Here is a 24,434-nt window from a genome sequence, read left to right on the forward strand (position 1 = left end):
GGCCGGGAAGGACAATCGTGACCGACCAGCAGTACGCCGACAACCAGCCTGCAGAGCAGGCGTCGACGACCGACACCGAGGCGCCGCAGTACGGCGTCGGACCGTTCTCCATCCGCGAGGTCGCGCTCGGCGGCATCTGGCTCCTCGCGCTCATCGTGTCGTTCTTCCCGATCTACGGGCGCATCGGCAACGGACCCTCGGTCTGGACGAACGGCATCGACTGGGTGCTCACGATCGGCCTGCCGACCGCGGCGGTGTTCCTCATCGTCCTGCGTCGCCTGTCGCCGGACGGCATCCGCCGCGTCGGGTCTCTCGGCATCGACCAGTTCGCCTCGGTCGCGTTCTCGGTCTCGGCGTTCCTGTGGCTGTCGATGATCTGGAACTCCTTCGTCACGCTGGCCTCCAGCGACGTCTTCCTCGCGACATGGGTCGTCTGGGTGGAGTTCTTCCTCATGCTCGCCGGAGTGCTGCTGACCGTCTTCGGCCCCTTCATCGCCCCGTTCGATCAGGACTTCGCGGGTCGTCGCGAGATCCCCGCGCACCGCAACGCGCGCCCGATCCGTCCCGTGACGCCGCGCCCGGCTCCGGCGCCGCGCCCCGCTCCCGAGGCCGCCGCCGCCGCGCCCGTGGCGCAGCCGGCCGGCGAGCCGACCGCGGTGTGGCACGCCGACGTCGATCACGACGCCGACGGCGCAGAGGCGCAGGCGCAGCCGCGGCCCGCCGCTCATGTCCCGGTCGACGAGGCTCCGGTCGACGAGGCTCCGGCGACCGCGTCGTACGACCGCGTCGACGACACCCTTGAGAGCGCCCGCTCCGTCCCCGAGCGCTCGCGCTCGACAGCGACCGCCGACCCGGTCGACGAGCTCTTCGCGGGCGCCGGCGATTCCGACGACCACGCCGAGCCCGCGGCAGCGGCGACGCCCGCCGCATCGACGGCCGATGTCGAGACCGCAGCGTGGGCTCCGGCCCAGTCGCGAGGCACCTACGAGCCCGTGGAGCAGGCGGCGCCCACTCGCCAGCAGGCGTTCTGGGCGCTCGCTCCCGAGGAGCGCGACGTCGTCGACGAGGTCGGAATCCCGATCTTCCGGATCGGCCCGACCGCGTGGGCCCTTGTCATCGAGGACCGCGGTGAGACGTTCGTCGTCCGTCACGACGACGGGCGCATCGGCTACCTGCACGACGTCCAGGGCGTCACGCGCGGCTGAGCCGGGCACGCCCGCGATAGCGTAGAAGGATGCTTCGCACCATCGATCTGCGCGGGCGCGCCCTGGCGCCCGCCGAACTGCTGGCGACGGTGCCGCGCGCCGCGGCGGCGCGGGCCGAGGCCCTGGCCGCGGCCACGGCGATCGTCGCCGACGTCGCCGCCCGAGGCGAGGTCGCCCTGCGCGAGCAGGCGGCGCGGTTCGACGGCGTCTCGGGTCACGAGCTGCGCGTCCCCGAATCCCACCTGTCCGAGGCGCTGGACGGGCTCGACCCGCGGGTGCGGGCGGCGCTCGAAGAGGCGATCACGCGAGTGCGGGCCGCGTCGGCGGCTCAGGTTCCACCGCCGACCGAGACGGTGCTCGGCCCGGGCGCCCGCGTCCGGCAGCGGTGGCAGCCGGTCCGGCGGGTCGGTCTGTACGTGCCCGGTGGCAAGGCCGTGTATCCCTCGAGCGTCGTCATGAACGTCGTTCCCGCGCAGGTCGCGGGGGTGTCCGAGGTGGCTGTCGCCTCTCCGCCGCAGCGCGAGTTCGGCGGTCGCGTGCACCCGGTGATCCTGGCGGCCGCGCGGCTTCTCGGCGTCGACGAGGTCTACGCGGTCGGCGGCGCGGGCGCGATCGGCGCCTTCGCTCACGGCGTGCCATCGCTGGGCCTCGAACCCGTCGACGTCGTCACCGGACCCGGCAACAACTTCGTCGCCGCGGCCAAACGGGCCGTCGCGGGTCTGGTGGGCACCGACTCCGAGGCCGGCGCGACCGAGATCCTCATCGTCGCCGACGACAGCGGCGACCCGCGCCTCATCGCCGCAGACCTGATCAGCCAGGCCGAGCACGACGAGCAGGCGTCCGCCGTGCTCGTGACGTGGTCCGCTGAGCTGGCCGACGCCGTGGCGGGGGAGCTGCGCGAGCGCGCGCCCCGCACCCGGCACGCGCAGCGCGTGCAGACGGCGCTCGAGGGCCCGCAGTCCGCCGTCGTGATCGTCGACGACCGTGCCGCGGCCACCGCTTTCAGCAACGCCTACGCCCCGGAGCACCTCGAACTGCACCTCGCCGATCCACGTCCCGAGGACTTCGTCCACGCCGGTGCCGTGTTCGTCGGCCCCGATTCGCCGGTGAGTCTCGGCGACTACCTCGCCGGCAGCAACCACGTCCTGCCCACGGGCGGACAGGCCCGCTACGCCGCCGGCCTGTCAGCGTCGACGTTCCTCCGGCCCCAGCAGGTCATCGAGTACGACCGCGCCGCGCTGGCCGACGTGCGCCACGCCATCGTGACCCTCGCCGAGGCCGAGGCACTTCCCGCACACGGCGAGGCCGTCGAGGCCCGCTTCGAGGCGTAGTCTGTCGGGGCCATGCACTGTCCGTTCTGTCGTCACTCCGACTCCCGCGTCATCGACTCGCGCACCAGCGACGACGGCCTCAGCATCCGTCGGCGCCGGCAGTGTCCGGAATGCGGCGGAAGGTTCTCGACGATCGAGACCGCGAGCCTCAACGTCATCAAACGATCGGGTGTGATCGAGAGCTTCAGCCGCGAGAAGGTGATGTCCGGCGTGCGCAAGGCCTGTCAGGGGCGCCCCGTCACCGAGGCGGACCTGGCGATGCTCGCCCAGAAGGTCGAGGAGTCGGTCCGCCAGACGGGTGCCTCGCAGATCGACACGAACGAGATCGGTCTGGCGATCCTCGGGCCCCTGCGGGAACTCGACGAGGTCGCCTACCTGCGCTTCGCGAGCGTGTACCAGGCGTTCGACTCGCTCGAGGACTTCGAGTCGTCGATCGCCCAGCTGCGCGCCGACCACGTCGACCGCCTGTCGGGCCGGGCGGACGCCGACCAGTAATCTGGGACCGATGTATCCCCTCCTCTTCCGGACCGTGCTCGCCCGCATGGATCCCGAGACGGCCCACCACGCCGGCATGTTCGTCGTCCGGATGCTGGGCGTCCCGCCGCTGTCGTGGGCGGCCCGTGCGCTGACGCGACCCGATGAGAGGCTGCGCACCACCGCGCTCGGCCTGCGCTTCGACTCGCCCTTCGGCGTGGCAGCCGGCTTCGACAAGAACGTCGTGGGCGTCGCGGGCCTGCGCGCCCTCGGCTTCGGTCATGTCGAGGTCGGCACCGTCACCGCCATCCCGCAGGACGGCAACCCGCGCCCGCGGCTGTTCCGCCTCATCCCGGATCGCGCCGTCGTCAACCGCATGGGCTTCAACAATGCCGGCGCCGAAGCGGCCGCGAAGAGGCTCGAGAAGCTTCGACGACGCCGCCGTCGGCGCGCGGTCGTCGGTGTCAACATCGGCAAAAGCCGCGTCGTCGACGTATCCGAGGCGACGGCGGACTACGTCCGCAGCGCGACGCTGCTGGCGCCGCTCGCGGACTATCTGGTCGTGAACGTCTCGTCTCCGAACACGCCGGGCCTTCGCGGCCTCCAGGCGGTCGAGACCCTCCGTCCGCTGCTGTCGGCCGTGCACGACGCGGCCGGTGCGACCCCGCTGCTGGTGAAGATCGCGCCCGACCTCCCCGATGACGAGGTCGAGGCCGTGGCAGGCCTGGCCGTCGACCTCGGCCTCGACGGACTCATCGCGACGAACACGACCATCTCGCGCGCGGGGCTCTCCACACCGCCGGCGGTCGTCGCGGCCGCGGGCGAGGGCGGCCTGTCGGGCGCCCCGCTGCGCGAGCGATCACTGGCGGTGCTGCGACGTGTGCGCGCGGTCGTGCCGGCGGACTTCTGCGTGGTTTCGGTGGGCGGCGTCGAGACGGCAGGCGACGTCCGCGAGCGCCTGGATGCCGGTGCCGACCTCGTGCAGGGTTACACCGCGTTCCTGTATCGCGGACCGCTGTGGGCCCGTCAGATCAACCGCGGCCTCAGGGCTTCTGCCCGCGCTTGACTTGAGGCTTCGGCAGACGCAGGAACCGCATCTGGATGCTGCGCATCGCCGCGTACCAGCCGAGACCCTTCTCGACTCGATCCGCGCCGAAGCGCGCCTTCGCGCCCCGCTTGACGTTGATGGCCGTGAGGATCATGTCGCCGATGACGAAGAAGATGAACACCCACAGCACGACGAACGAGTAGAACTGCACGGCGGCCACGGGGATGAAGGTCGCGATGATGACGAGGATCATGGCCGGCATGACAGCCTCGCCCAGGTGCCAGCCGGAGTCGACGAAATCGCGCGCGAACTTGCGCTGCGGCCCCTGATCGCGGGCCGGAAGATAGCGGGGGTCGCCCGCCGCCATGCCCACGCGGGCCTTCTCGCGCTGGGCCGTCAGCTCCGCTCGGGCGCGTGCCTTCGCCTCTTTCGTGTCGGCGACGAGGGGGCGCTTGCGGGCGGCCTCCTGCTCGGCGCGGGTGGGCGTGGGGCGCCCCTTGCCCGACGCGCCGGCGACGTCGCCGGCATCCTCGGGTGCGGGGGAGGCGGGTGTCTTGGCCACAGGAGATCCTCGAGAGTGCGGGACGGGGGTGCGCTTAAGATTACCCGCATGACATCCGCGCCCTCCCGACACCAGGCCGTGCACGACGCGGCCGCCTCCGGCTACCCGACCGCCATCGCCGATCTGGGAGGACTGGTGCGGATCCCGTCCGTCGCCTTCCCGGGATTCGACCCGGCCGACGTCGAGCGCAGCGCCGAGGCCGTCGCCGACCTCGTCCGCGGCACCGCGTTGTTCAAGACGGTCGAGATCAGGCGCGCGTCGATCCCGGGCACCGACGAGATCGGCAAGCCCGCCGTCGTGGCCCGCCGTGCGGCCAAGAACGGCAGGCCGACGATCCTCCTGTACGCCCACCACGACGTCCAGCCCGTCGGCGACGAGGCGCTGTGGGACTCGCCGCCCTTCCAGCCGACGGTCCGCGACGGCCGGCTCTACGGTCGCGGGGCAGCCGATGACAAGGCGGGTATCATGGTGCACATCGGCGCGCTGCGCGCGCTGAAAGAGGCGCTCGGCGCAGACTTCGATCTCGGGGTCGCCCTTTTCATCGAAGGTGAGGAAGAGGCCGGATCGCGCTCCTTCGCGACGTTCCTCAGCGAGAACGCCGACGTGCTGCGGGCGGACGTGATCGTGGTCGCCGACTCCGGCAACTGGGACTCCCGCACTCCCGCCCTCACGGTATCGCTGCGTGGGAACACGCGGTTCACCATGCGCGTGCGCACGCTCGAGCACGCGTCGCACTCGGGCATGTTCGGCGGCGCCGTCCCGGACGCGATGATGGCGGCCGTCACTCTGCTGTCCACGCTGTGGGACGCCGACGGCGCCGTTGCTGTGGACGGCCTGACCGAGCGCGACGCCGAGACGCCCGAGTACTCGGAGGAGACGCTCCGCGACGAGGCCGGTCTTCCCGACGGCGTGCGGCCGATCGGTCGCGACAGCATCCTCGGACGCATCTGGAACAAGCCCTCGATCACCGTCACCGGCATCGACGCGCCGAGCGTCGTCAACGCCTCGAACACGCTGTCGCCCGAGGTTGCCGTCGTCATCAGCGCACGTGTCGCGCCGGGGCAGGACGCGCGCGAGGCCTACTCCGCCATCGAGGCGCACCTGCGCGCCCACGCTCCGTTCGGCGCGGAGCTGGAGTTCTTCGACCAGGACTTCGGCAACCCGTTCCTCGTCGACACCACCGGTTGGGCCGTCGCCGACGCGCGCGCGGCGCTCGAACAGGCCTACGGCCCTGCACCGGTCGACATGGGCGTGGGCGGATCGATCCCGTTCATCGCCGACCTCGTGCGCGAGTTCCCCGGCGCCCAGATCCTCGTGACCGGCGTCGAGGACCCGCACGCCCGGGCCCACAGCCCCAACGAGTCGCTGCACCTGGACACCTTCCGTCATGCGCTGCTGGCCGAGGCGCTGCTGCTCGAAAAGCTCGACGCGCGGACGCTCGAGGGCTGAGCGCGGCGCCGCGTCGCGGGGCGGGGCGTAGAATCGGACCGAACCCGCCGCGCGAGCGGCCCGTCCGGAGGAGTGACATGACCGACACCGCACTGACGACCGACCCGTCCGTCCGCGAGCACGGCGTCGTCCTGACCGATGCCGCCGCACTGAAGGTGAAGAGCCTGCTCGAGCAGGAGGGTCGCGACGATCTTCGTCTGCGCGTGGCCGTTCAGCCCGGCGGCTGCAGCGGTCTCATCTACCAGCTGTACTTCGACGAGCGCTACCTCGACGGCGACAAGACCGTCGACTTCGACGGCGTCGAGGTGATCATCGACGACATGAGCGTCCCGTATCTCGACGGCGCCCAGATCGACTTCAAGGACACGATCTCGGAGCAGGGGTTCACCATCGACAACCCCAACGCCGCCGGCAGCTGCGCCTGCGGAGACAGCTTCCACTGAGCATGATCCCGCGGCCCGGACCGAGCTCGCCAGAGCGGTCCGGGCCGTTCTCCTGCCCGCCACGGAGGCCGGTCAACCTGGGTGGTTGGCCGGAGAACCGTGAGAAGTTGCCCTAGACTGGCGACAGTCACATTTCGAAACTGGAAAGGTGCGCCCGTGCCCTCGAAACGCCGCCTACGCTGGGCCCTGATCCCCGTCGGGATCGCCGCGGCCGTCGCCCTCGCCGGCTGCACGCCGACCGAGCTGAACGGCTATCTGCCCGGCTTCGTGGAGGGGGCTGAGCCCACCACGAACCGCACCGAGATGGTGTCGGGTCTGTGGACCACCTCCTGGATCGTGCTGCTCGTGGTGGGTGTCATCACGTGGGGCCTCATGGGCTGGGCGGCCATCGCGTATCGCCGCCGGAAGGGTCAGACCGGCCTCCCCGTGCAGCTGCGGTACAACATGCCGATCGAGATCTTCTACACGGTCGTGCCGCTGATCCTGGTCGTCGGGTTCTTCGCGTTCACCGCACGCGACCAGACGATCCTCGAGACCCAGTACGACGATCCCGACGTGTCGATCACCGCCATCGGAAAGCAGTGGGCCTGGGACTTCCAGTACAACGGCGAGTCCGAGGACGACACCGTGTGGTCGATGGGCGTTCAGGCCCAGACCGACGAGCGCGGCGACATCATCTCCGAGCTGCCCACGCTCTACCTGCCCGTCGACCAGACGGTGCAGATCAAGCTGCAGTCGCGAGATGTCATCCACTCCTTCTGGATCATCGACTTCCTCTACAAGAAGGACATGTACATCGGCAAGGACAACTACTGGTCCTTCACGCCGACCCGCGAGGGCTCGTACGCCGGCAAGTGCGCCGAGCTCTGCGGCGAGTACCACTCGATGATGCTCTTCAACGTCGAGGTCGTCAGCGAAGCCGAGTACGAGGACTATCTCGCCTCGCTCGAGGCCGCCGGCCAGACCGGTGACATCGACGACGCGTACGACCGTCTGCAGAACCTGCCCGGTACGGGCGCAGACTCCGAGGGAGACGAGTGATCATGGCGACGACGCTTCCGCTTCAAGCCAAGCCTTCCGGCCGGCCCACTACCCTGCCGCCCCGTCAGGCGGCGCTGCTCAGCTCGTCGCGCGTCGAGCACAAGGGCAACATCGTCGTCAAGTGGATCACCTCCACCGACCACAAGACCATCGGGTACATGTACCTGATCGCCTCGGTCGTGTTCTTCATGCTCGGCGGCGTGATGGCTCTCATCATCCGCGCCGAGCTGTTCGAGCCGGGCATGCAGATCGTCCCGACGAAGGACCAGTACAACCAGCTGTTCACGATGCACGGCACGATCATGCTGCTGATGTTCGCGACGCCGTTGTTCGCCGGGTTCGCCAACGCGATCCTGCCGCTGCAGATCGGCGCTCCCGACGTCGCGTTCCCGCGGCTGAACGCGTTCGCGTTCTGGCTCTTCCTCTTCGGCTCCACCATCGCCGTCGCCGGCTTCCTCACCCCTCAGGGCGCGGCGGCCTTCGGCTGGTTCGCGTATCAGCCCCTGGCCAACGCGTCGTTCTCTCCGGGTGCCGGTGGCAACCTGTGGATGCTGGGGCTCGGCATGAGCGGTTTCGGAACGATCCTCGGTGCCGTGAACTTCATCACCACGATCATCACCATGCGCGCGCCCGGTATGACGATGTGGCGCATGCCGATCTTCTCGTGGAACACGCTGGTGACCAGCATCCTCGTGCTGATGGCCTTCCCCGTGCTGGCCGCCGCGATCCTCGCCGCCGCCTCCGACCGCGTGCTGGGCTCGCACATCTACGACCCGGCGAACGGCGGTGTGCTGCTCTGGCAGCACCTCTTCTGGTTCTTCGGCCATCCAGAGGTGTACATCATCGCGTTGCCGTTCTTCGGCATCGTGTCGGAGATCTTCCCGGTCTTCAGCCGCAAGCCGATCTTCGGCTACAAGACGCTCGTCTACGCGACCATCGCCATCGCTGCCCTGTCCGTGGCGGTGTGGGCCCACCACATGTACGTCACCGGCGCGGTGCTGCTGCCGTTCTTCTCGCTCATGACGATGCTGATCGCCGTGCCCACGGGTGTGAAGATCTTCAACTGGATCGGCACGATGTGGCGAGGCTCGGTCACGTTCGAGACCCCGATGGTCTTCGCCCTGGGCTTCCTCGTGTCGTTCGTCTTCGGTGGTCTCACCGGCGTGATCCTGGCTTCGCCGCCGCTGACCTTCCAGACGTCGGACTCGTACTTCGTCGTCGCCCACTTCCACTACGTCGTCTTCGGCACCGTCGTGTTCGCCATGTTCGCCGGGTTCTACTTCTGGTGGCCGAAGTGGACGGGCCGGATGCTCAACGAGCGCGTCGGCATGGTGCACTTCTGGCTGCTGTTCATCGGCTTCCACATGACGTTCCTCATCCAGCACTGGCTTGGCGTGGACGGCATGGTGCGTCGTTACGCGGACTACTCCGAGGCCGACGGCTGGACGTGGCAGAACCAGGTGTCGACGATCGGTGCGATCATCCTCGGCGCCTCGATGATCCCGTTCCTGTTCAACGTGTGGATCACTTCGCGCAAGGCGCCCAAGGTCACGGTCAACGACCCGTGGGGCTACGGGGCGTCGCTGGAATGGGCGACGTCATGCCCGCCGCCGCGCCACAACTTCACCTCGATCCCGCGCATCCGCAGCGAGCGTCCCGCCTTCGACCTGAACCACCCCGAGGCCGGTATCCCGGTCGGAGTGGGACCGGCGAAGGACGCGCCCGAGGCACCCGTGGTCGACGCCGCAGATGGAAAGGTCAAGTAAGTGCGCACGAATGCCGGCCTCTGGTGGCTGCTGACCGGGTTCTTCGGTCTCGTCTTCGTCATCTACACCGTCTGGAACCTCATCTCGCGGTGGGACACCAATCTCACCGGCGGTCAGTCGTACTGGGAGAACGTCACCCTGTCGATCGAGTGGGTCGGGTCTGTCGCGCTGCTCTTCACGGCGTTCATGTCGGCGCTCATCGCCTTCTACGTCGGCAAGGTCCACAAGGCGCAGGGCGGCGAGCTGCCCGAGGACGTCCTGACCGCCGACATCGACGACGGCGACCCTGAGCTCGGCGAGTTCAGCCCCTGGTCGTGGTGGCCCATCGTCCTGGCGTTCTCGGCGGCGCTCGGCATGATCGGCCTCGCGGTCGGTGCCTGGATGATGCCGATCGGCATCGCCGTCTTCCTGGTCGCCATCGTCGGCTGGGTCTACGAGTACTACCGCGGTCACTTCGCGCGCTGACCGCACCGCAGAGCACACAGAGAACCGCCCCTGTCTTTCGGGAACAGGGGCGGTTCTCTGTGTGCGTCACGCGTTACGCGTCACGCGTTACTCGTCACGTGTCGCTCGACGTTCGGACCACCATCACCTGCGGATCGAAGGTGCGGGGGAGGGGCCCCTGGTCGTTCTCGGTGGGCTGTCCCTCGCGCACCCAGTACTCGTACCCGCCGATCATCTCCCTCACCTGGTAGCCGAGGACCGCGAACTCCACCGCGCCCTTGGCTCCGGCGTTGCAGCCGGGGCTCCAGCAGTACACGACCACGGGGACGTCGGGGTCCAGTTCGGCGGCGGCCCGTGCCGCGATCTCGCGGTACGGCATGTGCACGGCGCCGCTGATGCGACCCTGGCGCCATGCCGCATCGTCGCGGACGTCGACCAAGGTGAAGGCGTCGCCGGCCTTCTGCGCGGCGTAGACGTCGGATGCGTCGGTCTCGTGGGTGAGCTTGGCGGTGAAGAACGAGAGTGCGTCGATCATGTCTTCACCGTACGACGAAGCGCCTGGTCCCCCCAGAGGCGAGGGGGCCAGGCGCCGTCGGATTCCTGCCGAATCAGCCGTTGTCGGGTTTGCCGCCCTTGGGCTTCTTCCCGCGCGGAGCCGTCTCGGGATTCTCGGGGACGATCACATTCGAGGGGCGGACCGCCGTCTCGGAGTTGTGTCCGTCGTCGATCGGAACGTGCGGTGCGTCCGGCACACCCGCGCGCTCGTGAGCGCCCTGGATCTCAGCGTCCTCCTCGGCGGCGATGTGCTCGAGCGCGTGGTGCTGGTGAGCACGGGCCTCTTCGAGCTCGGCCTGGGTGATCGGGGTCAGCCGGTCCTCGAAGAACCAGCGCGAGAACGAGGCCCGCAGGTTCTGGTGCCACGCGATGCGGCCCTTCGCGTTGGGACGCACGACCAGCGGCTCGTAGGTCTCGAAGTCGACGAGCTTGTAGAGCTCGTACTCGTCCACCGGCTGGTGGACCTCGATGTACTCGCCGCCGGGGAGGCGCACGATGCGGCCGGACTCGTAGCCGTGCAGCGCGATCTCGCGGTCCTTCTTCTGAAGGGCGATGCAGATCCGCTTCGTCACGAAGTAGGCGATGATCGGCCCGAGGATCAGCGCGGCCTGGAGGGTGTGGATGACGCCCTCCATCGTGAGCCAGAAGTGGGTCGCGATGATGTCAGAGGATGCCGCTGCCCACAGGACCGCGTAGAAGGTGACGCCGGCGGCGCCGATGGCGGTCCGGGTGGCGGCGTTGCGGGGACGCTGCGCGATGTGGTGCTCTCGCTTGTCGCCGGTGATCCACGCCTCGATGAAGGGGTAGAGGGCGACCAGCACGATGAACAGACCCAGGCCGACCAGCGGGATGAGGATGTTCATCGACCACGTGCGCTCGAGGAACACGAACTCGAGGTGCGGCGGCACCAGACGCAGCGCGCCGTCGGCGAAGCCGATGTACCAGTCAGGCTGGGTTCCCGCCGACACCGGGGAGGGGTCGTAGGGCCCGTAGTTCCAGATCGGGTTGATGGTGAACATCGAGGCGATGAGAACGATCACGCCGAAGGTGATGAAGAAGAACCCGCCCATCTTCGCCATGTAGACCGGCATCATCGGGAAGCCCACGACATTGCTGTTGGTCCGGCCGGGGCCGGCGAACTGGGTGTGCTTGTTGATGATCATCAGCATGAGGTGCACGACCAGCAGACCGACGAGGATCGCGGGCAGGATCAGGATGTGCAGCGCGTAGAGGCGGCCGACGATCGCGGTGCCCGGGAACTCTCCGCCGAACAGCAGGAACGAGGTCCACGTGCCGATCAGGGGGATGCCCTTGATCATTCCGTCGATGATGCGCAGTCCGTTGCCCGAGAGCACGTCGTCGGGAAGGGAGTATCCGGTGAAGCCCTCGCCCATCGCCAGCACGAACATGACGAAGCCGATGACCCAGTTGAGCTCGCGGGGCTTGCGGAAGGCGCCGGTGAAGAAGACGCGCAGCATGTGCACGCCGATGCCGGCCACGAAGACCAGAGCCGCCCAGTGGTGGATCTGACGGACGAGCAGGCCGCCTCGGATGTCGAAGGAGATCTCGAGGGTGGAGGCCATCGCCGCCGACATCTCGATGCCGCGCATCGGGATGTACGCACCCGTGTAGTGGACCTCCGACATGGAGGCCTGGAAGAAGAAGGTCAGGAACGTGCCCGTGATGAGCACGACGACGAAGCTCCACATGGCGATCTCGCCGAGCATGAACGACCAGTGGTCGGGGAAGACCTTGCGTCCGAGCTCCTTGACGAACCCGGAGAGGCTCGTGCGCTCGTCGATGTAGTTGGCGGTGGCGCCGACGAATCGGCCGCCGAGCGGCTTCTCGCGCGTCTCAGCCGAGGCGTTGGTGTCGTCGGTGACGGTCGAGGTGCTCAATGACGCTCCCAGAAGCTCGGGCCGACAGGTTCGGTGAAGTCGCTGCGGGCGATGAGGTACCCCTCGTCGTCGACGGTGATCGGCAGCTGCGGGAGCGGCCGAGCGGCCGGGCCGAAGATGACCTTCGCCTCGTCGGTGACGTCGAACTGCGACTGGTGGCAGGGGCACAGCAGGTGATGGGTCTGCTGCTCGTACAGGGCGACCGGGCAGCCGACGTGGGTGCAGACCTTGGAGTACGCGACGATGCCGTTGTAGGACCAGTCCCGGCGTTCCTCGGACTCGATGAGCTGCTCGGGGAGGAGGCGGACGAGGAGCACGAGGGCCTTGGCCTTCTCCTCGAGGTATCCGTCCTCGTGCGAGAGCTCGGCGAGAGGTTCGGGGATGACGTGCACGGCAGAGCCGAGGGTGAGGTCTGCGGCGCGGATCGGCTTGCCCGTCGGGTCGTGGGCCAGACGCATGCCCTCTTCCCACATGGTGTGCTGGAGCAGCGCGACCGGGTCGCCGGCGATCGGGTTGGCCGCCGAGCTGTGCGGGGCCAGACCGCGGAACAGGACGATGCCCGGGGCTACCGAGGCGACGACGGCGGCGATGAGCGAGTTGCGGATCATGGCGCGACGGCCGAACCCGGACTCCTCGTTCGCGTCGGCGAAGGCCTGCACCGCGGCGGCGCGCGTCGCGTCACGGCCGCGCGTGGCGTGCCGGGGCTCGATGTGCTCCTTGTCGGACATGATCGCCTTGGTCCAGTGGATCGCGGCGATGCCGATCGCGAGAAGGGCCAGGCCGATGCCGAGTCCGATGAACAGGTTGTTCGCCCGGATGTCGACGATCAGGCCGCTCTCGATCGGGAACAGCACATAGGCGGCGATCGCCCAGATGCTCGCCGCGACCGAGAGGTAGAACAGCGTGTAGACCGTGCGGACCGCCCGCTTCATCGCCGCGGGGTCCTTGTCGGTCATCCGCTCGCGGTGCGGGGGGAGCCCCGGGGCGCGCAGCGGATCGCTGACGGCGACGGCCAGGCCCGAGGACGGCTTCCACGAATCCCGCTCGTGCACGAGTGCGTCTTCCTCGTGTGCCATGGTGCTCCTAGTTCTTCGGGGTGTGTCGTTCGGTCATCAGTTGGATTTCGCCGTGATCCACACGGTGATGGCGATCAGCGAGCCGATGCCGAAGATCCAGATGAACAGGCCCTCTGAGACGGGGCCGAGGGAGCCGAGGCTGAAGCCGCCGGCGGATTCGTTCTCCTGCAGGAAGAGGAGGTAGGTGATGATGTCGCGCTTCTCTTCGAGCGTCAGCGTCATGTCGTTGAACACCGGCATGTTCTGCGGGCCGGTGACCATCGCGGCGTACATGTTCAGCGGCGTGGTGGTCTGCAGCCCGGGCGCGTATTTGCCCTCGGTGAGTGCACCACCGGCACCGGCGACGTTGTGGCACATCGCGCAGTTGATGCGGAAGAGCTCTCCGCCTTGGGCGACATCGCCCTCGCCGTCGAGAACCTCGTCGTCGGGGAAGCTCGGCCCCGGGGCGACGTCCTGGACGTAGGCGCCGATCGCGGCGATCTGCTCGTCGGTGAACTGGACGGGCTTCTGCGGCGCCTGGGGTCCCTGCGCCTGCAGCGGCATGCGACCCGTGCTCATCTGGAAGTGGACGGCGAGCTCGCCGACCCCGTACAGCGCGGGGCCGTCGGGCGTGCCCTCCAGGTCGAGACCGTGGCAGGTCGCGCAGTTGGCCTGGAAGAGCTTCTGCCCGTCGTCGACGGTGAGCGTCGTGTTGACCGCGGTCGGCTCCTCGGCGGCTGCCACCGCAGCCGACGCGCCGGCGTATGCGCCGCCGGTGATGAGCAGGCCGATGCCGATGAGGGCTGCGGCAGCCCAGGGGCTGCGGCGTCCGTTCGAGCGGCGCGTTGTTGCTCGTGCCATGGGGGGTTTCAGCTCCGCTCTTATTTCAGGAAGTAGATGACGAGGAACAGGGCGATCCAGACCACGTCGACGAAGTGCCAGTAGTAGGACACCACGATCGAGGAGGTCATCTCTTTGCGCCCGAAGTTCTTCACCGCGTATGCGCGGCCGATGACGAGGAGGAAGGCGATGAGCCCGCCGGTGACGTGCAGGGCGTGGAAGCCGGTCGTCAGGTAGAAGGCGGACGCGTACGGGTCGGTGTCGATGGCCATGCCTTCGGCGACCAGCTGGGCGTACTCCCAGACCTGCCCCGAGACGAAGACGGCGCCCAGCGCGAAGGTCAGCCAGAACCACTCGACCATGCCCCAGCGCTGCCAGAACGAGTTCGACTTGGTGGTGTACGGCTGGAAGCGCTCGGCGGCGAAGACGCCCATCTGGCACGTCACCGACGACAGCACCAGGATGATCGTGTTCACCGTCGCGTACGGGACGTTCAGGAGCTCGGTGCGCTCAGCCCACATTTCAGGGGATGTGCTGCGGAGGGTGAAGTAGATCGCGAAGAGACCCGCGAAGAACATCACCTCGCTGCCGAGCCAGACGATGGTGCCGACGGCGACCGGATCCGGCCGCTTGACGGACCGCATCGCCTGAGAGTAGTTCGCAGTGGAGGTCGTCACGCTCCCCATTATGGCCGATGCAGAGGGGGGAGATTCGCATCCCAGGTCACTGATTAGCCTCGATTCGGACTTTGATCCCCCTTCGAGCCGCCTGCGAGTGCGCTTCGAAGTCGCCGAGTAGGCTCTTGGCTCATGGCAGAGCTGTATACGTGGCCCGATCTGCTCACCTCGCTTCTCGAGCGGCGCGATCTCAGCGTGTCGGAATCGACATGGGCGATGAGGCGCATCATGGCCGGTGAAGCATCGCCGTCGCAGCTCGCGGGCTTCCTCATCGCGCTGCGCGCGAAGGGCGAGACCATCGACGAGGTCGTGGGCTTCCGGGATGCCATCCTCGAGGCCGCACGCCCGCTGCCCGTCGACGCCGCCGTCCTCGACATCGTCGGGACCGGCGGCGATCGCTTCGGAACCGTGAACGTGTCGACCATGGCAGCCGTCGTGGCCGCGGCATCCGGGGTTCCGGTGGTCAAGCACGGCAACCGCGCGGCGAGCTCGAAGTCGGGGTCGTCCGACGTGCTGGCGGCGCTGGGCGTGGACCTGACCCTTTCGCCGGAGGCGGTCGCACAGACCCTCGCCGAGGTCGGCATCACGTTCGCCTTCGCGGCGGCCTTCCACCCGGGCTTCCGCCATGCCGGCGTGACGCGGGCCGAGCTCGGCGTGCCCACGGTGTTCAACTTCCTCGGCCCGCTGTGCAACCCGGCGCGCGCCGAGGCGAACGCGGTGGGAGTCGCACAGCTCGAGAGGGTGCCGCTCATCACCGGCGTGTTCCGCACGCGCGGTGCGACCGCGCTGGTCTTCCGCGGCGACGACGGGCTCGACGAGCTCACCACCACCGGGCACAGCCGCATCTGGGAGGTGAGCCGCGGCGACGTGCACGAGCACGACCTCGACCCGCGGGACATCGGCATCCCCCTGGCTGACATCGACGACCTGCTCGGGGGCGAGCCGGCTGAGAACGCCCAGGTCGTCCATCGCGTGTTCGACGCGGAGCCGGGTCCGGTGCGCGACATCGTCCTGCTCAATGCCGCGGCCGGCATGGTCGCGTACCGCCTCTTCCAGGACACCGGTCAGGTGCAGCGGCCGATCGTCGAACGCCTCGCCGAGGCGAAGGTGGACGCCGCCGCCGCGATCGACAGCGGTGCCGCGGCGGCCAAGCTCGCCGCGTGGGCCGAGACGACCCGGACGCTGGCGTAGACGGATTCCGGGCCCGGGATGAACCCGCACGACGCCCTCGTCGAGATCGCGACGCTCCTCGAACGCGAACGGTCCTCGCGCTACAAGTCGCAGGCCTTCCGGACGGCGGCGGGAGCCATCGCCGGGCTGACGGACGCACAGCTGCGCGACACCGCGGGGCTGCGTCGCCGCAAGGGCATCGGCGAGTCGTCGCTGGCCGTCATCCAGGAAGCCCTCGGCGGCGGGGTTCCCTCGTACCTCGCCGATCTCCGGGAGCGCGCCGGCGGCGAGGTCCCGTCGGGTCTGCGCGGCCGGCTGCGCGGTGATCTGCACAGTCACAGCGAGTGGTCGGACGGGCTCACCCCCATCGACGACATGGTCGCCGCCGCCCGCGCGCTCGGCCACGAGTACCTCGCCCTCACCGACCATTCGCCACGGCTGCGCGTCGCACGCGGACTGTCGCCGGAGCGGCTGCGCGAACAGATGACCGTCGTCGAGGGTTTCCGCGACGATTCCTTCACACTGCTGTCGGGCATCGAGGTCGACATCCTCGACGACGGGTCGCTCGATCAGGAGGACGACCTGCTCGGGCGTCTCGACGTCGTCGTCGCATCGGCGCATTCCAAACTGCGGATGGAGCGCGCACCGATGACGCGGCGACTGGTCGCTGCGGCATCCCATCCCCGTGTCGACGTCCTCGGCCATGTCACCGGGCGACTGGTCGAGGGATCGCGCGGCACCCGCCCGCCGTCGACCTTCGACGCCGTCGAGGTGTTCGCCGCGTGCGCCGCGCATGGCGTGGCGGTCGAGATCAACTCGCGGCCCGAACGGCAGGATCCGCCCGACGACCTCCTCGCCCTCGCGCTCGAGGCCGGGTGCCTCTTCTCGATCGACTCCGACGCCCACGCCCCGGGCCAGCTCTCGCTGATCGACCACGGCGCCGCCCGCGCCGAACGGGCAGGAGTCCCGCCGGAGCGCATCGTCACTACGTGGCCGCTCGCGCGGTTGCGGGAATGGACGGGTCGCCCGCGGTGAGCCGATAGCGTGAGGGAGTGATGAACGCGCGGCGCAGCGCCCCCTGGCTCGTCGTGGCGGGCGTCCTCGTCGCCGCCGTCAGCATGCGCGGCCCCATCCTGGCCGTCACGCCCGTCCTGCGCGACATCGAGCGCGACCTCTCCATCGCGTCCTCGACGGCGGGACTGCTCACCACCGCGCCGGTGCTCATGTTCGCCGCGCTCACTCCGCTTGCCGCCGTGGCGATCCGCCGGGCAGGAGCCGAGATCGCGCTGATGGCATCGCTCGGCGGAGTGCTCATCGGCACGTTCGTGCGCGCGCTGCCGGGGTTCGGCTGGATGCTGGCCGGCATGCTCGTGATCGGGGCGGCCATCACCATCGGGAACGTCGTCATCCCCGTGATCATTCGCCGGGAGGTCGTCCCGCCCCGCGTGGCGCTCGTGACCGCGGCCTATGCCGCGACGGTGAACGTCGGCTCTCTCCTCACGTCGCTGCTGACGGCGCCTCTGGCCGAGGTCGTCGGCTGGAACGCCGCGCTGCTGGTCTGGTCGTCGCTCACCCTCGCCGGGATACTCCTGTGGGGAGCTCACATGCGCCGCGCCGGCACCGGCGATCGGTTCTCGGGGCAGTCGGTGCCCGCCCGAGGGGGTGGAGACGCCGCGTCCGCGGGCGGGTCGGTCGACCCTGAGACGATCACCGGCCCGCTCCCGGTGATCGACGGCGGTGGCCGCTCGATGCTCCGACGGCCGGTGACGTGGCTGCTCGTCGGCGCCTTCGCCGTGCAGACGACGATGTACTACGCCCTGTCGACGTGGCTGCCGACGCTCGCGGCCGACGAGCTGGGGCTCGAGCGCTCGGCAGCCGGCGCGGTCGCCTCTCTCTATCAGGGCGCCGGGATCCTGGGAGCCTTCGTCGTCCCCCTGCTCGCACGGTTCACACCGCGATTCGTGGCGCCGAGCGTCATCTGCGCGTCCTGGCTCGTCCTCACGATCGGTCTTCTCGCGGCGCCCGAACTGCTCTGGGTGTGGCTGTCATTCGGTGCGATCGGGCACGCCGGCGGATTCGTCGTCATCTTCGCGGCGCTCGTCGAGGTGTCGCGCAGCGACCGCGAGGCTGCCGGGATGTCGGCTCTCGTGCAGGGGTCCGGCTACGTCGTGGCAGCCTCGGGCGGTCCGATGATGGGCGCGGTGTTCCAGCTCACCGGGGGCTGGGACGTGCCCCTGACGGTCGTCCTGGTGATGTCCGCCGTGTACTGTTCACTGCTTCTCGGCGCGGTCGCCGCGGCGCGCCGGGCCACCGCCTGACCGGCAGGTGCGGGTTGAGCGCCCAACGGCTCAGGTGCGGTCGAGGGCCGCGATGAGTCGGTCCACGGCGCCACCGAGTCCCCACCGCTCGGCCAGCTTCGCGGCATCCGCACGCTGCGTCTCGTCCAGCGGGTCGAGGCGCGTTTCGAGGGTGGGCAGGTCGAGGTCGCGGACCACGTTGACGACGGTGGGGGCGACCTCGAGATAGGGCAGCGCCGCGGTGATCTTCGCCTGGAGTCCGGCCGACATGCCCTCGCCCGCCGCGGCCGCGGTGATGATGCCGTCGAGGTCGCCGTGCGCGGCCAGCAGGGTCGCCGCGGTCTTGTCGCCCACGCCGGCGACGCCGGGGAGTCCGTCGGACGTATCGCCTCGGAGCGTGGCGAAGTCGGCGTACTGGCTCGGCAGGACCCGGTACTTCGCCACGACGGCGGCGTCGGTGAGCACCTCGAGGTTGCTCATCCCGCGCGCGGTGTAGATGACGCGCACATCGCGGGAGTCGTCGACCAGCTGGAACAGGTCGCGATCCCCGGTGACGACGTCGACGGGCATGGTCGCACGCGTCGCGAGCGTTCCGATGACGTCGTCCGCCTCGTGGTCGGCCGCGCCGAGGACCGCGATGCCGAACGCGGCGAGCGCCTCGCGGATGACGGGCACCTGCGCCTGCAGCGGATCTGGCACCACCTCGACGTCGGGGCCGGCCTCGACCACCTCGGCGACGCGGTGGGTCTTGTACGACGGGATCAGGTCGACGCGCCACTGCGGGCGCCAGTCGTCGTCCCAGCACGCCACCAGGTGCGTCGGCTCATAGGTGGTCACGAGCTTGGCGATGATGTCGAGGAAGCCACGCACCGCGTTGACGGGCGTGCCGTCGGGGGAGCGGACCGTGTCGGGTACGCCGTAGAACGCACGGAAGTACAGCGAGGCGGAGTCCAGCAGCATCAGTCGATCGGTCACCTGGTCATCCTGGCACGGGGCGTCGACGCGGCGCGGGGGGTCGACGTCGAGCGTTCACCGAAGCGTTGCCGTCCAGCCGCTCCGCGGGGGTCGTGCCGTCATGCGCGTGCATGAACGTGGAGTCGCGCACAGCCGGACCGCGTATCCAGGGCCGGCGCGAACGACAGGAAGGCGCCGATGCACCGCGACGACGTCATCGCCTGGGTCGAGTCCCCCTTGCAGCTGATCGGCGCGGCCGAATGGGCTCACCTTCACCGTCGCTCCGTGCCGATCGCCGGCCGGCTGACGGCGCAGATGGGCACGACCGCCGACGACCTCATCGACCGCGGTGCACTCTTCGGCGCCTGCGAACCGTATCTCGGCGTGCCGTGGAATGCGCTGCGCGGTCATGGTCACTGGCTGGTCGGCGACGGTTTCTCGGGGCAGTTCCGGCTCGCCGCGAGCGTCCTGCGGCCCCGGCGGATCACCTTCCTGGACGACGGGGCGAATGCGATCGCCTACGCCGACACACTCCTCGGCGACCGCGGCTACACCCGGCCCGGCATCGTCGAGGGTCGCGCGTCGGCGCTCACGGCGCCCTTCGCCCTCGACCGCGTCCTCCGCCTGGCCGCACGCGGCGGCGTGGAGCTCTTCACCGCGTTCGACCTCGGCGCGTCCCGCAGGACCCGGCTGGAAGCTCGCGGCGTTTCCGTCGCCGAGCACCGCTTCCCGTTCACCCGCGCCACCGCGAAGGGCGATCGGCTCGCCGCGGATCGGGTGATCCTCGGCTCGGCGCGACCCGTCGACGGCCGGATGCCGCGGGACGAGTACCTCGAGTGGGTCGCTTGTATCGCCGAGCACGGCGATGCGGTGTATCTGCCTCACCGGCGCGAGCCGCAGGCTCAGCTCGCCGCCGTGGCGGGCATCGACGGCGTCGACGTCGTCGAGGCCGGACTGCCCGCGGAGCTGGTGCTGGCCGGGCACTCCCGTCCCTTGGAGCTGTTCACGCTCCCGTCCAGCACGACAACGACGCTCTCCCACGTGCTCGACGGCACCGGCTCGGTCATCCGCTCCGCACCCCGGACGAGCCCCGTGCGCACGGCGGTGCGGCGATGAGCGAGACCGTCGCGATCATCCCCGCCCGGGGCGGGTCGAAGGGCGTTCCCCGCAAGAATGTGCGCCGTGTCGGCGGCATCCCGCTCGTCGCGCGGGCGATAGCCGCCGCCGCGCGCGCCGAGCATGTCGATCGTGTCGTCGTCACCACCGAGGACGCCGAGATCGCGGCCGTCGCCGCCGAGTGGGGTGCTGAGCTCGTCGAGCGTCCGGAGCTGCTTTCCGGCGACACCGCCACGTCCGAGAGCGCACTCCTGCACGCGCTCGACGAACTCGCCGCCCGCGGCGTCGACGTCGGAGTCGTGGCGTTCCTGCAGGCGACCTCGCCGTTCATCGTCTCGGACGCTCTCGACGAGGCGATCCGCCTGGTCCGCTCCCGCCGCCGCGACAGCGTGTTCTCGGCCGTGCCGACCTACGGCTTCCTCTGGGAGAAGTCCGCCGCCGGCGCCGCCGCGGCCGTCAATCACGATGCCGATCACCGCCCGCGCCGGCAGGACCGTGAACCGCACCATCTCGAGACGGGCGCGTTCTACGTGCTGCGGGCGGCCGGCTTCCGCGCGACGCGCCACCGCTTCTTCGGCAGTGTCGGTGTCGTCGAGGTGCCCGAGCGCACCGCGATCGAGATCGACACCGAAAACGAGCTCGTCGTCGCGCGCGCCCTCGCGCCCCTCATCGACGGACGGGAGCCCGTCGCCGCCGACGCCGTCGTCACCGACTTCGACGGCGTCCACACTGACGACACCGCCTCCGTCGCGCAGGACGGCACCGAATCCGTCGTGGTCAGCAGATCCGACGGGTGGGGGGTGGCCGCGCTGCGTCGCGCCGGCATCCCCATCGCCATCCTCTCGACCGAAGTGAATCCGGTCGTCGCCGCGCGGGCCGCGAAGCTCGGCATCCCCGCCCACCAAGGTCTCGACGACAAGCTGGCCGTGCTGCGCGACTGGTGCGACGGGCTCGGCATCCCCCTCTCGCGCGTGGCGTACCTGGGCAACGACGTCAACGACCTGGCGTGTCTGAACGCCGTCGGCTGGCCCGTCGCCGTCCCCGAGGCGCACCCGACCGTGCTCGCCGCGGCGCGCGTCGTCCTCGACCACCGCGGCGGCCACGGCGCCGTGCGCGAGCTCGCCGAGCGCGTGCTCGACGCCCGTGCCGCGGCACCCCTCGCCACCCTTCCCACAGCTACGGAGTCCTCATGACCGTCACCATCGGAAACCGCGTCATCGGCGGCGGCCGCCCCGCCTATGTCATCGCCGAGATCGGGCTGAACCACAACGGCGATGTCGAGCTGGCCAAGCGACTCATCGACGTGGCCGCCGACGCGGGCGTCGACGCGGTCAAGTTTCAGAAGCGCACCCCGGAGATCTGCACCCCCGAGCACATGCGCGGCGTGCCGCGTGAGACGCCGTGGGGCACGATGACGTACCTGCAGTACCGGCACCGCGTCGAGTTCGACCGCGACCAGTACATCGAGGTCGGCGATCACGCCACGCTGCGCGGCCTGGACTGGTTCGCCTCACCGTGGGACGTGCCGAGTGTGCACTTCCTCGAAGACCTCAACGTCGTCGCCCACAAGGTCGCTTCGGCGTCGCTCACCGACGTCGAGCTGCTCGAAGCGCTGCGGCAGACCGGCAAGCCCGTGATCCTCTCCACCGGCATGTCGACGATCGAGCAGATCGACCGCGCCCTCGAGATCGTCGGCACCGACCGGGTCGTGCTCATGCACGCGACCTCGACGTACCCGATGGAGCCGGAGGAGGCGAACCTGCGGGTCATCCCGGTCCTGCGCGACCGCTACCCGGGCGTCCCGGTCGGGTACTCGGGGCACGAGCGAGGCCTGCAGATCTCGGTGGCCGCCGTCGCGCTGGGCGCCGTCGCGGTCGAACGTCACATCACCCTGGACCGCACGATGTGGGGATCCGATCACGCGGCATCCCTCGAACCGACCGGGCTGGCGCATCTCGTGCGCGACATCCGCATCGTCGAGGCGGCGATGGGCGACGGCGTCAAGCGTGTCTTCCCCGGCGAGCTGGCCCCGATGGCCAAGCTCCGGCGGGTCCCGGCGTGACAGCCGCGGCCGACCCGCCTCGACCGCAGCACGACGAGCCCGCCCGGCTGCGGGTCGTGGCCATCGCCGACAGCGACTCGTACGTCAAATGGGCGAGCGCCCTGGTGGCTGCGATCCCGGATGCCGAGATCGCACTCGTGCTGGTGTCCACTCCGTTGACGGTGAGCGCGGCGCAGGAGCGCGCGGCCCTCGAGGGCAGCGGGCTCGGGGCGGATCGGGTGCACCGTGTCGCATTCGCGGAGCTGTCGGCCTGGCTCGGGTCCTTCGGTCCGGATGCGGTCGTCCTCGGTGCGCGCGGGCCGCTCGTCCGGGTGCTCACGGCGCTCGTCGCCGATCTGTCACCGCGCCCGGTGATCGCGACCGGGCTGCCCGGGATCTCTCTTCCGGCGCGGCGCGCGGCCCTGATCTATCGCGCGCAGTGCGATCTGTTCATCCTGCACTCGCAGCGCGAGGTCGAGGCCTTCGGCGAGCTGTCGGACCGCGTGGGCATCCCGATGCGGTTCGCGCTGGCCCAGCTGCCCTTCGCGTCCGGGGGGATCGGCGCCCCGCCCGCCGGCGGAGGCGACCTCGTGTTCGCCGCGCAGGCGATCGTGCCGCGCGAGAAGGCGGAGCGCCTCGTCGTCGCGCGCATGCTGATCGATGCCGCCGAGGCCGATCCTTCACGGCGGGTGGTGCTCAAGCTCCGTGCGGCGAAGGGCGAGCGCGAGACTCATCACGAGCGGTTCGCATACCCGGACCTCATCGACGAACTCGGCGGTGCGCCCGCGAACCTCGTGGTCTCGTACGAGCCGATGGCGCGCGCCCTGTCTCGCGCGCAGGGCCTCGTGACGGTGAGCTCGACCAGCGCGATCGAGGCGATCGCGCGCGGCATCCCGGTCATCGCCCTGGACACGTTCGGGGTGGGGGATCCGCTCCTCAACGGCGTGTTCACCGGCAGCGGTCTCTTCGGCGGGACGGGGGAGGTGATCGCACGGTGGTTCCGGCATCCCGATGAGGACTGGCTTCGTGAGAACTACTTCCACGAGGAGGTGTTCGACGACTGGATCGACGCCGTCGCGGGGCTCGTCCACGACCGCCGTCGTGGCGAACTCGCGCCGCGCACGGCCCTGCCGGTGCGCGGCGGGCCGCTGCGGGCGGCGTGGGAGCGCAAGCGCGTGCTGGGATCCGAAGACCGAACCCTGCTGGGTTGGGTGGCGCTCGTGGTCGGGGCGCCCGCTCGGCAGGCGCTCATCCTCTCCCGACGGCTGCGGGGTCAGCAGCCGGGACCGCCCGGATCCTCGGCGCACGTCTCGTCGACGAGTGCCGTGCGCACCTCCACCACCCGCACCCCGTAGCCGCCGGTCGTCGCGGTGACGAACCCCGGCACGTCGCGCCAGCGGCCGTCGCCGAAGTCGACCGCTGCGGCGTACTGCACGGTCACGCCGACGTCGTACGTGCCGCGTGCGCGGTAGACGTGCGACGTCTCGGTCGGGGTGAACTGCGCCGCGCCGGATGCCGCCCATGTCGACCCGCCGGTGCCGTGTCGCGCACTCGTGCCGTCACCGTGATCGAACACGTAGCCGGCCGGGGTGAAGCGGACGGTGACGTCCCAGTCCAGGAGCGTTCCCGTCAGCACCTGTTCGGATGCCGTCGCCACCAGGTTCGTCGGCATGCCGACGACGCCGAAACCGGCCGGCTCGCCCGAGAGCGTCGGGCGGTCCGGACGGAAGGACGCCAGATCGTCGACCGTCACGTCGGGGATCATCACCACCGTGTACCCGCCGCAGCGGTTCAGCGGACCGCAGTCTTCCTCCGCTTCCTCGGCGGGGGGCGACGGAGTCGGGCTGCGCGGCCCCCGGGGCCGTTCCCGTTCCCCCGCCCGCCGGGGGAGCACCGCCGCCGGGGTTGGCGGCGCTGCCGTTGCCCGGAACGGTGCCGCCGGCGCTGAGATCGACCTGCGACCCGGTGTTCGAGACCTCGCAGTCGCTTTGCCACCCGCTGAAGTCGCACCCCTCGCCAGCGCGCGCAGGTGAGCCGAACGCGAGAAGTACGCTGGCGATGATCGCGG

24 protein-coding genes are annotated in these 24,434 nt (G+C 69.9%); 16 read left to right on the top strand and 8 right to left on the bottom strand.

Annotated elements, in window-relative coordinates:
* The first annotated feature begins 17 nt into the window (after positions 1 to 17).
* Genes Q9S36_RS28470 through Q9S36_RS28485 form a run of 4 tightly spaced genes read left to right on the top strand, consistent with a single transcriptional unit; the run spans position 18 to position 4,076 of the window.
* Positions 18 to 1,205, top strand: coding sequence for a hypothetical protein (locus Q9S36_RS28470; RefSeq protein ID WP_311288199.1), 1,188 nt, complete (start codon positions 18 to 20; stop codon positions 1,203 to 1,205).
* 29 nt (positions 1,206 to 1,234) lie between these two features.
* Positions 1,235 to 2,536: a histidinol dehydrogenase gene (gene hisD, locus Q9S36_RS28475; protein WP_311288200.1), complete on the top strand. Its 1,302-nt coding sequence runs from the start codon at positions 1,235 to 1,237 to the stop codon at positions 2,534 to 2,536.
* Between the two features lie 12 nt (positions 2,537 to 2,548).
* The gene (nrdR, locus tag Q9S36_RS28480) at positions 2,549 to 3,031 is read left to right on the top strand and encodes a transcriptional regulator NrdR (RefSeq protein ID WP_251449494.1); all 483 of its coding nucleotides are present in this window, start codon (positions 2,549 to 2,551) and stop codon (positions 3,029 to 3,031) included.
* Positions 3,032 to 3,041: 10 nt separating this feature from the next.
* Positions 3,042 to 4,076: a quinone-dependent dihydroorotate dehydrogenase gene (locus Q9S36_RS28485; RefSeq protein WP_311288201.1), complete on the top strand. Its 1,035-nt coding sequence runs from the start codon at positions 3,042 to 3,044 to the stop codon at positions 4,074 to 4,076.
* On the opposite strand, the gene Q9S36_RS28490 is transcribed toward Q9S36_RS28485, so the two are convergent.
* Entirely contained in the window at positions 4,054 to 4,620 is a 567-nt protein-coding gene (locus Q9S36_RS28490; RefSeq protein ID WP_311288202.1) for a DUF3043 domain-containing protein, read from the bottom strand. The two genes, Q9S36_RS28485 and Q9S36_RS28490, sit on opposite strands and share 23 nt — an antisense overlap.
* Before the next feature lie 48 nt (positions 4,621 to 4,668).
* On the opposite strand from Q9S36_RS28490, the gene Q9S36_RS28495 reads away from it, so the two are divergent.
* The 5 genes from Q9S36_RS28495 (at position 4,669) to Q9S36_RS28515 (ending at position 9,784) form a co-directional block, all read left to right on the top strand.
* A complete protein-coding gene (locus tag Q9S36_RS28495) occupies positions 4,669 to 6,069 on the top strand; it encodes a dipeptidase (RefSeq protein WP_311288203.1) in 1,401 nt (466 codons plus the stop codon).
* Between the two features lie 77 nt (positions 6,070 to 6,146).
* A complete protein-coding gene (erpA, locus tag Q9S36_RS28500) occupies positions 6,147 to 6,512 on the top strand; it encodes an iron-sulfur cluster insertion protein ErpA (protein ID WP_251449498.1) in 366 nt (121 codons plus the stop codon).
* 156 nt (positions 6,513 to 6,668) lie between these two features.
* A complete protein-coding gene (coxB, locus tag Q9S36_RS28505; protein WP_311288204.1) occupies positions 6,669 to 7,553 on the top strand; it encodes a cytochrome c oxidase subunit II in 885 nt (294 codons plus the stop codon).
* 2 nt (positions 7,554 to 7,555) lie between these two features.
* Positions 7,556 to 9,319 carry a cytochrome c oxidase subunit I gene (ctaD, locus tag Q9S36_RS28510; RefSeq protein ID WP_311288205.1) on the top strand — a complete coding sequence of 588 codons (1,764 nt, stop codon included), beginning with the start codon at positions 7,556 to 7,558 and terminating at the stop codon, positions 9,317 to 9,319.
* The gene (locus tag Q9S36_RS28515) at positions 9,320 to 9,784 is read left to right on the top strand and encodes a cytochrome c oxidase subunit 4 (protein WP_251449501.1); all 465 of its coding nucleotides are present in this window, start codon (positions 9,320 to 9,322) and stop codon (positions 9,782 to 9,784) included.
* Positions 9,785 to 9,878: 94 nt separating this feature from the next.
* Here Q9S36_RS28515 and Q9S36_RS28520 read toward each other — a convergent pair whose 3' ends face one another.
* The 5 genes from Q9S36_RS28520 to Q9S36_RS28540 all read right to left on the bottom strand — a co-directional run bounded on the left by Q9S36_RS28520 (position 9,879) and on the right by Q9S36_RS28540 (position 14,797).
* Complete coding sequence (locus tag Q9S36_RS28520) at positions 9,879 to 10,298, bottom strand: rhodanese-like domain-containing protein (protein WP_311288207.1); 420 nt, start codon at positions 10,296 to 10,298, stop codon at positions 9,879 to 9,881.
* A gap of 73 nt (positions 10,299 to 10,371) precedes the next feature.
* Complete coding sequence (locus Q9S36_RS28525; protein WP_251449503.1) at positions 10,372 to 12,216, bottom strand: cytochrome bc complex cytochrome b subunit; 1,845 nt, start codon at positions 12,214 to 12,216, stop codon at positions 10,372 to 10,374.
* Positions 12,213 to 13,292 (bottom strand): Rieske 2Fe-2S domain-containing protein, encoded by a 1,080-nt coding sequence (locus Q9S36_RS28530; RefSeq protein WP_311288208.1) that lies wholly within the window; start codon positions 13,290 to 13,292, stop codon positions 12,213 to 12,215. The genes Q9S36_RS28525 and Q9S36_RS28530 overlap by 4 nt, the downstream gene beginning before the upstream one ends.
* 36 nt (positions 13,293 to 13,328) lie before the next feature.
* Positions 13,329 to 14,132, bottom strand: coding sequence for a cytochrome c (locus tag Q9S36_RS28535; protein ID WP_311288209.1), 804 nt, complete (start codon positions 14,130 to 14,132; stop codon positions 13,329 to 13,331).
* Positions 14,133 to 14,152: 20 nt separating this feature from the next.
* Positions 14,153 to 14,797 (bottom strand): heme-copper oxidase subunit III, encoded by a 645-nt coding sequence (locus tag Q9S36_RS28540; RefSeq protein ID WP_311288210.1) that lies wholly within the window; start codon positions 14,795 to 14,797, stop codon positions 14,153 to 14,155.
* Positions 14,798 to 14,920: 123 nt separating this feature from the next.
* On the opposite strand from Q9S36_RS28540, the gene trpD reads away from it, so the two are divergent.
* Genes trpD through Q9S36_RS28555 form a run of 3 tightly spaced genes read left to right on the top strand, consistent with a single transcriptional unit; the run spans position 14,921 to position 18,276 of the window.
* Positions 14,921 to 15,979, top strand: coding sequence for an anthranilate phosphoribosyltransferase (trpD, locus tag Q9S36_RS28545; RefSeq protein ID WP_311288211.1), 1,059 nt, complete (start codon positions 14,921 to 14,923; stop codon positions 15,977 to 15,979).
* Between the two features lie 18 nt (positions 15,980 to 15,997).
* Positions 15,998 to 16,993 carry a PHP domain-containing protein gene (locus Q9S36_RS28550; protein ID WP_311288213.1) on the top strand — a complete coding sequence of 332 codons (996 nt, stop codon included), beginning with the start codon at positions 15,998 to 16,000 and terminating at the stop codon, positions 16,991 to 16,993.
* 20 nt (positions 16,994 to 17,013) lie between these two features.
* Positions 17,014 to 18,276, top strand: coding sequence for an MFS transporter (locus Q9S36_RS28555; protein WP_311288248.1), 1,263 nt, complete (start codon positions 17,014 to 17,016; stop codon positions 18,274 to 18,276).
* A 30-nt stretch (positions 18,277 to 18,306) separates the two neighbouring features.
* On the opposite strand, the gene Q9S36_RS28560 is transcribed toward Q9S36_RS28555, so the two are convergent.
* Positions 18,307 to 19,230, bottom strand: a complete 924-nt coding sequence (locus tag Q9S36_RS28560) for a 5'-3' exonuclease (RefSeq protein WP_311288214.1) — start codon at positions 19,228 to 19,230, stop codon at positions 18,307 to 18,309.
* Between the two features lie 177 nt (positions 19,231 to 19,407).
* Here Q9S36_RS28560 and Q9S36_RS28565 point away from each other — a divergent pair, with 177 nt between their 5' ends.
* From Q9S36_RS28565 to Q9S36_RS28580, 4 genes are read left to right on the top strand one after another with little or no spacing between them, the layout of a single operon-like run.
* A complete protein-coding gene (locus tag Q9S36_RS28565; protein WP_311288215.1) occupies positions 19,408 to 20,325 on the top strand; it encodes a hypothetical protein in 918 nt (305 codons plus the stop codon).
* Positions 20,322 to 21,518, top strand: a complete 1,197-nt coding sequence (locus Q9S36_RS28570) for an acylneuraminate cytidylyltransferase (RefSeq protein WP_311288216.1) — start codon at positions 20,322 to 20,324, stop codon at positions 21,516 to 21,518. Before Q9S36_RS28565 ends, Q9S36_RS28570 begins: the two co-directional genes overlap by 4 nt.
* On the top strand, positions 21,515 to 22,387 hold the full coding sequence (locus tag Q9S36_RS28575) for an N-acetylneuraminate synthase family protein (RefSeq protein WP_311288217.1): 873 nt from the start codon (positions 21,515 to 21,517) through the stop codon (positions 22,385 to 22,387). The genes Q9S36_RS28570 and Q9S36_RS28575 overlap by 4 nt, the downstream gene beginning before the upstream one ends.
* On the top strand, positions 22,384 to 23,721 hold the full coding sequence (locus Q9S36_RS28580) for a DUF6716 putative glycosyltransferase (protein WP_311288218.1): 1,338 nt from the start codon (positions 22,384 to 22,386) through the stop codon (positions 23,719 to 23,721). The genes Q9S36_RS28575 and Q9S36_RS28580 overlap by 4 nt, the downstream gene beginning before the upstream one ends.
* On the opposite strand, the gene Q9S36_RS28585 is transcribed toward Q9S36_RS28580, so the two are convergent.
* Entirely contained in the window at positions 23,640 to 24,131 is a 492-nt protein-coding gene (locus Q9S36_RS28585) for a hypothetical protein (protein ID WP_311288219.1), read from the bottom strand. The genes Q9S36_RS28580 and Q9S36_RS28585 overlap by 82 nt on opposite strands.
* Between the last annotated feature and the right edge of the window lie 303 nt (positions 24,132 to 24,434).

This window comes from Microbacterium sp. ARD31, assembly GCF_031844425.1.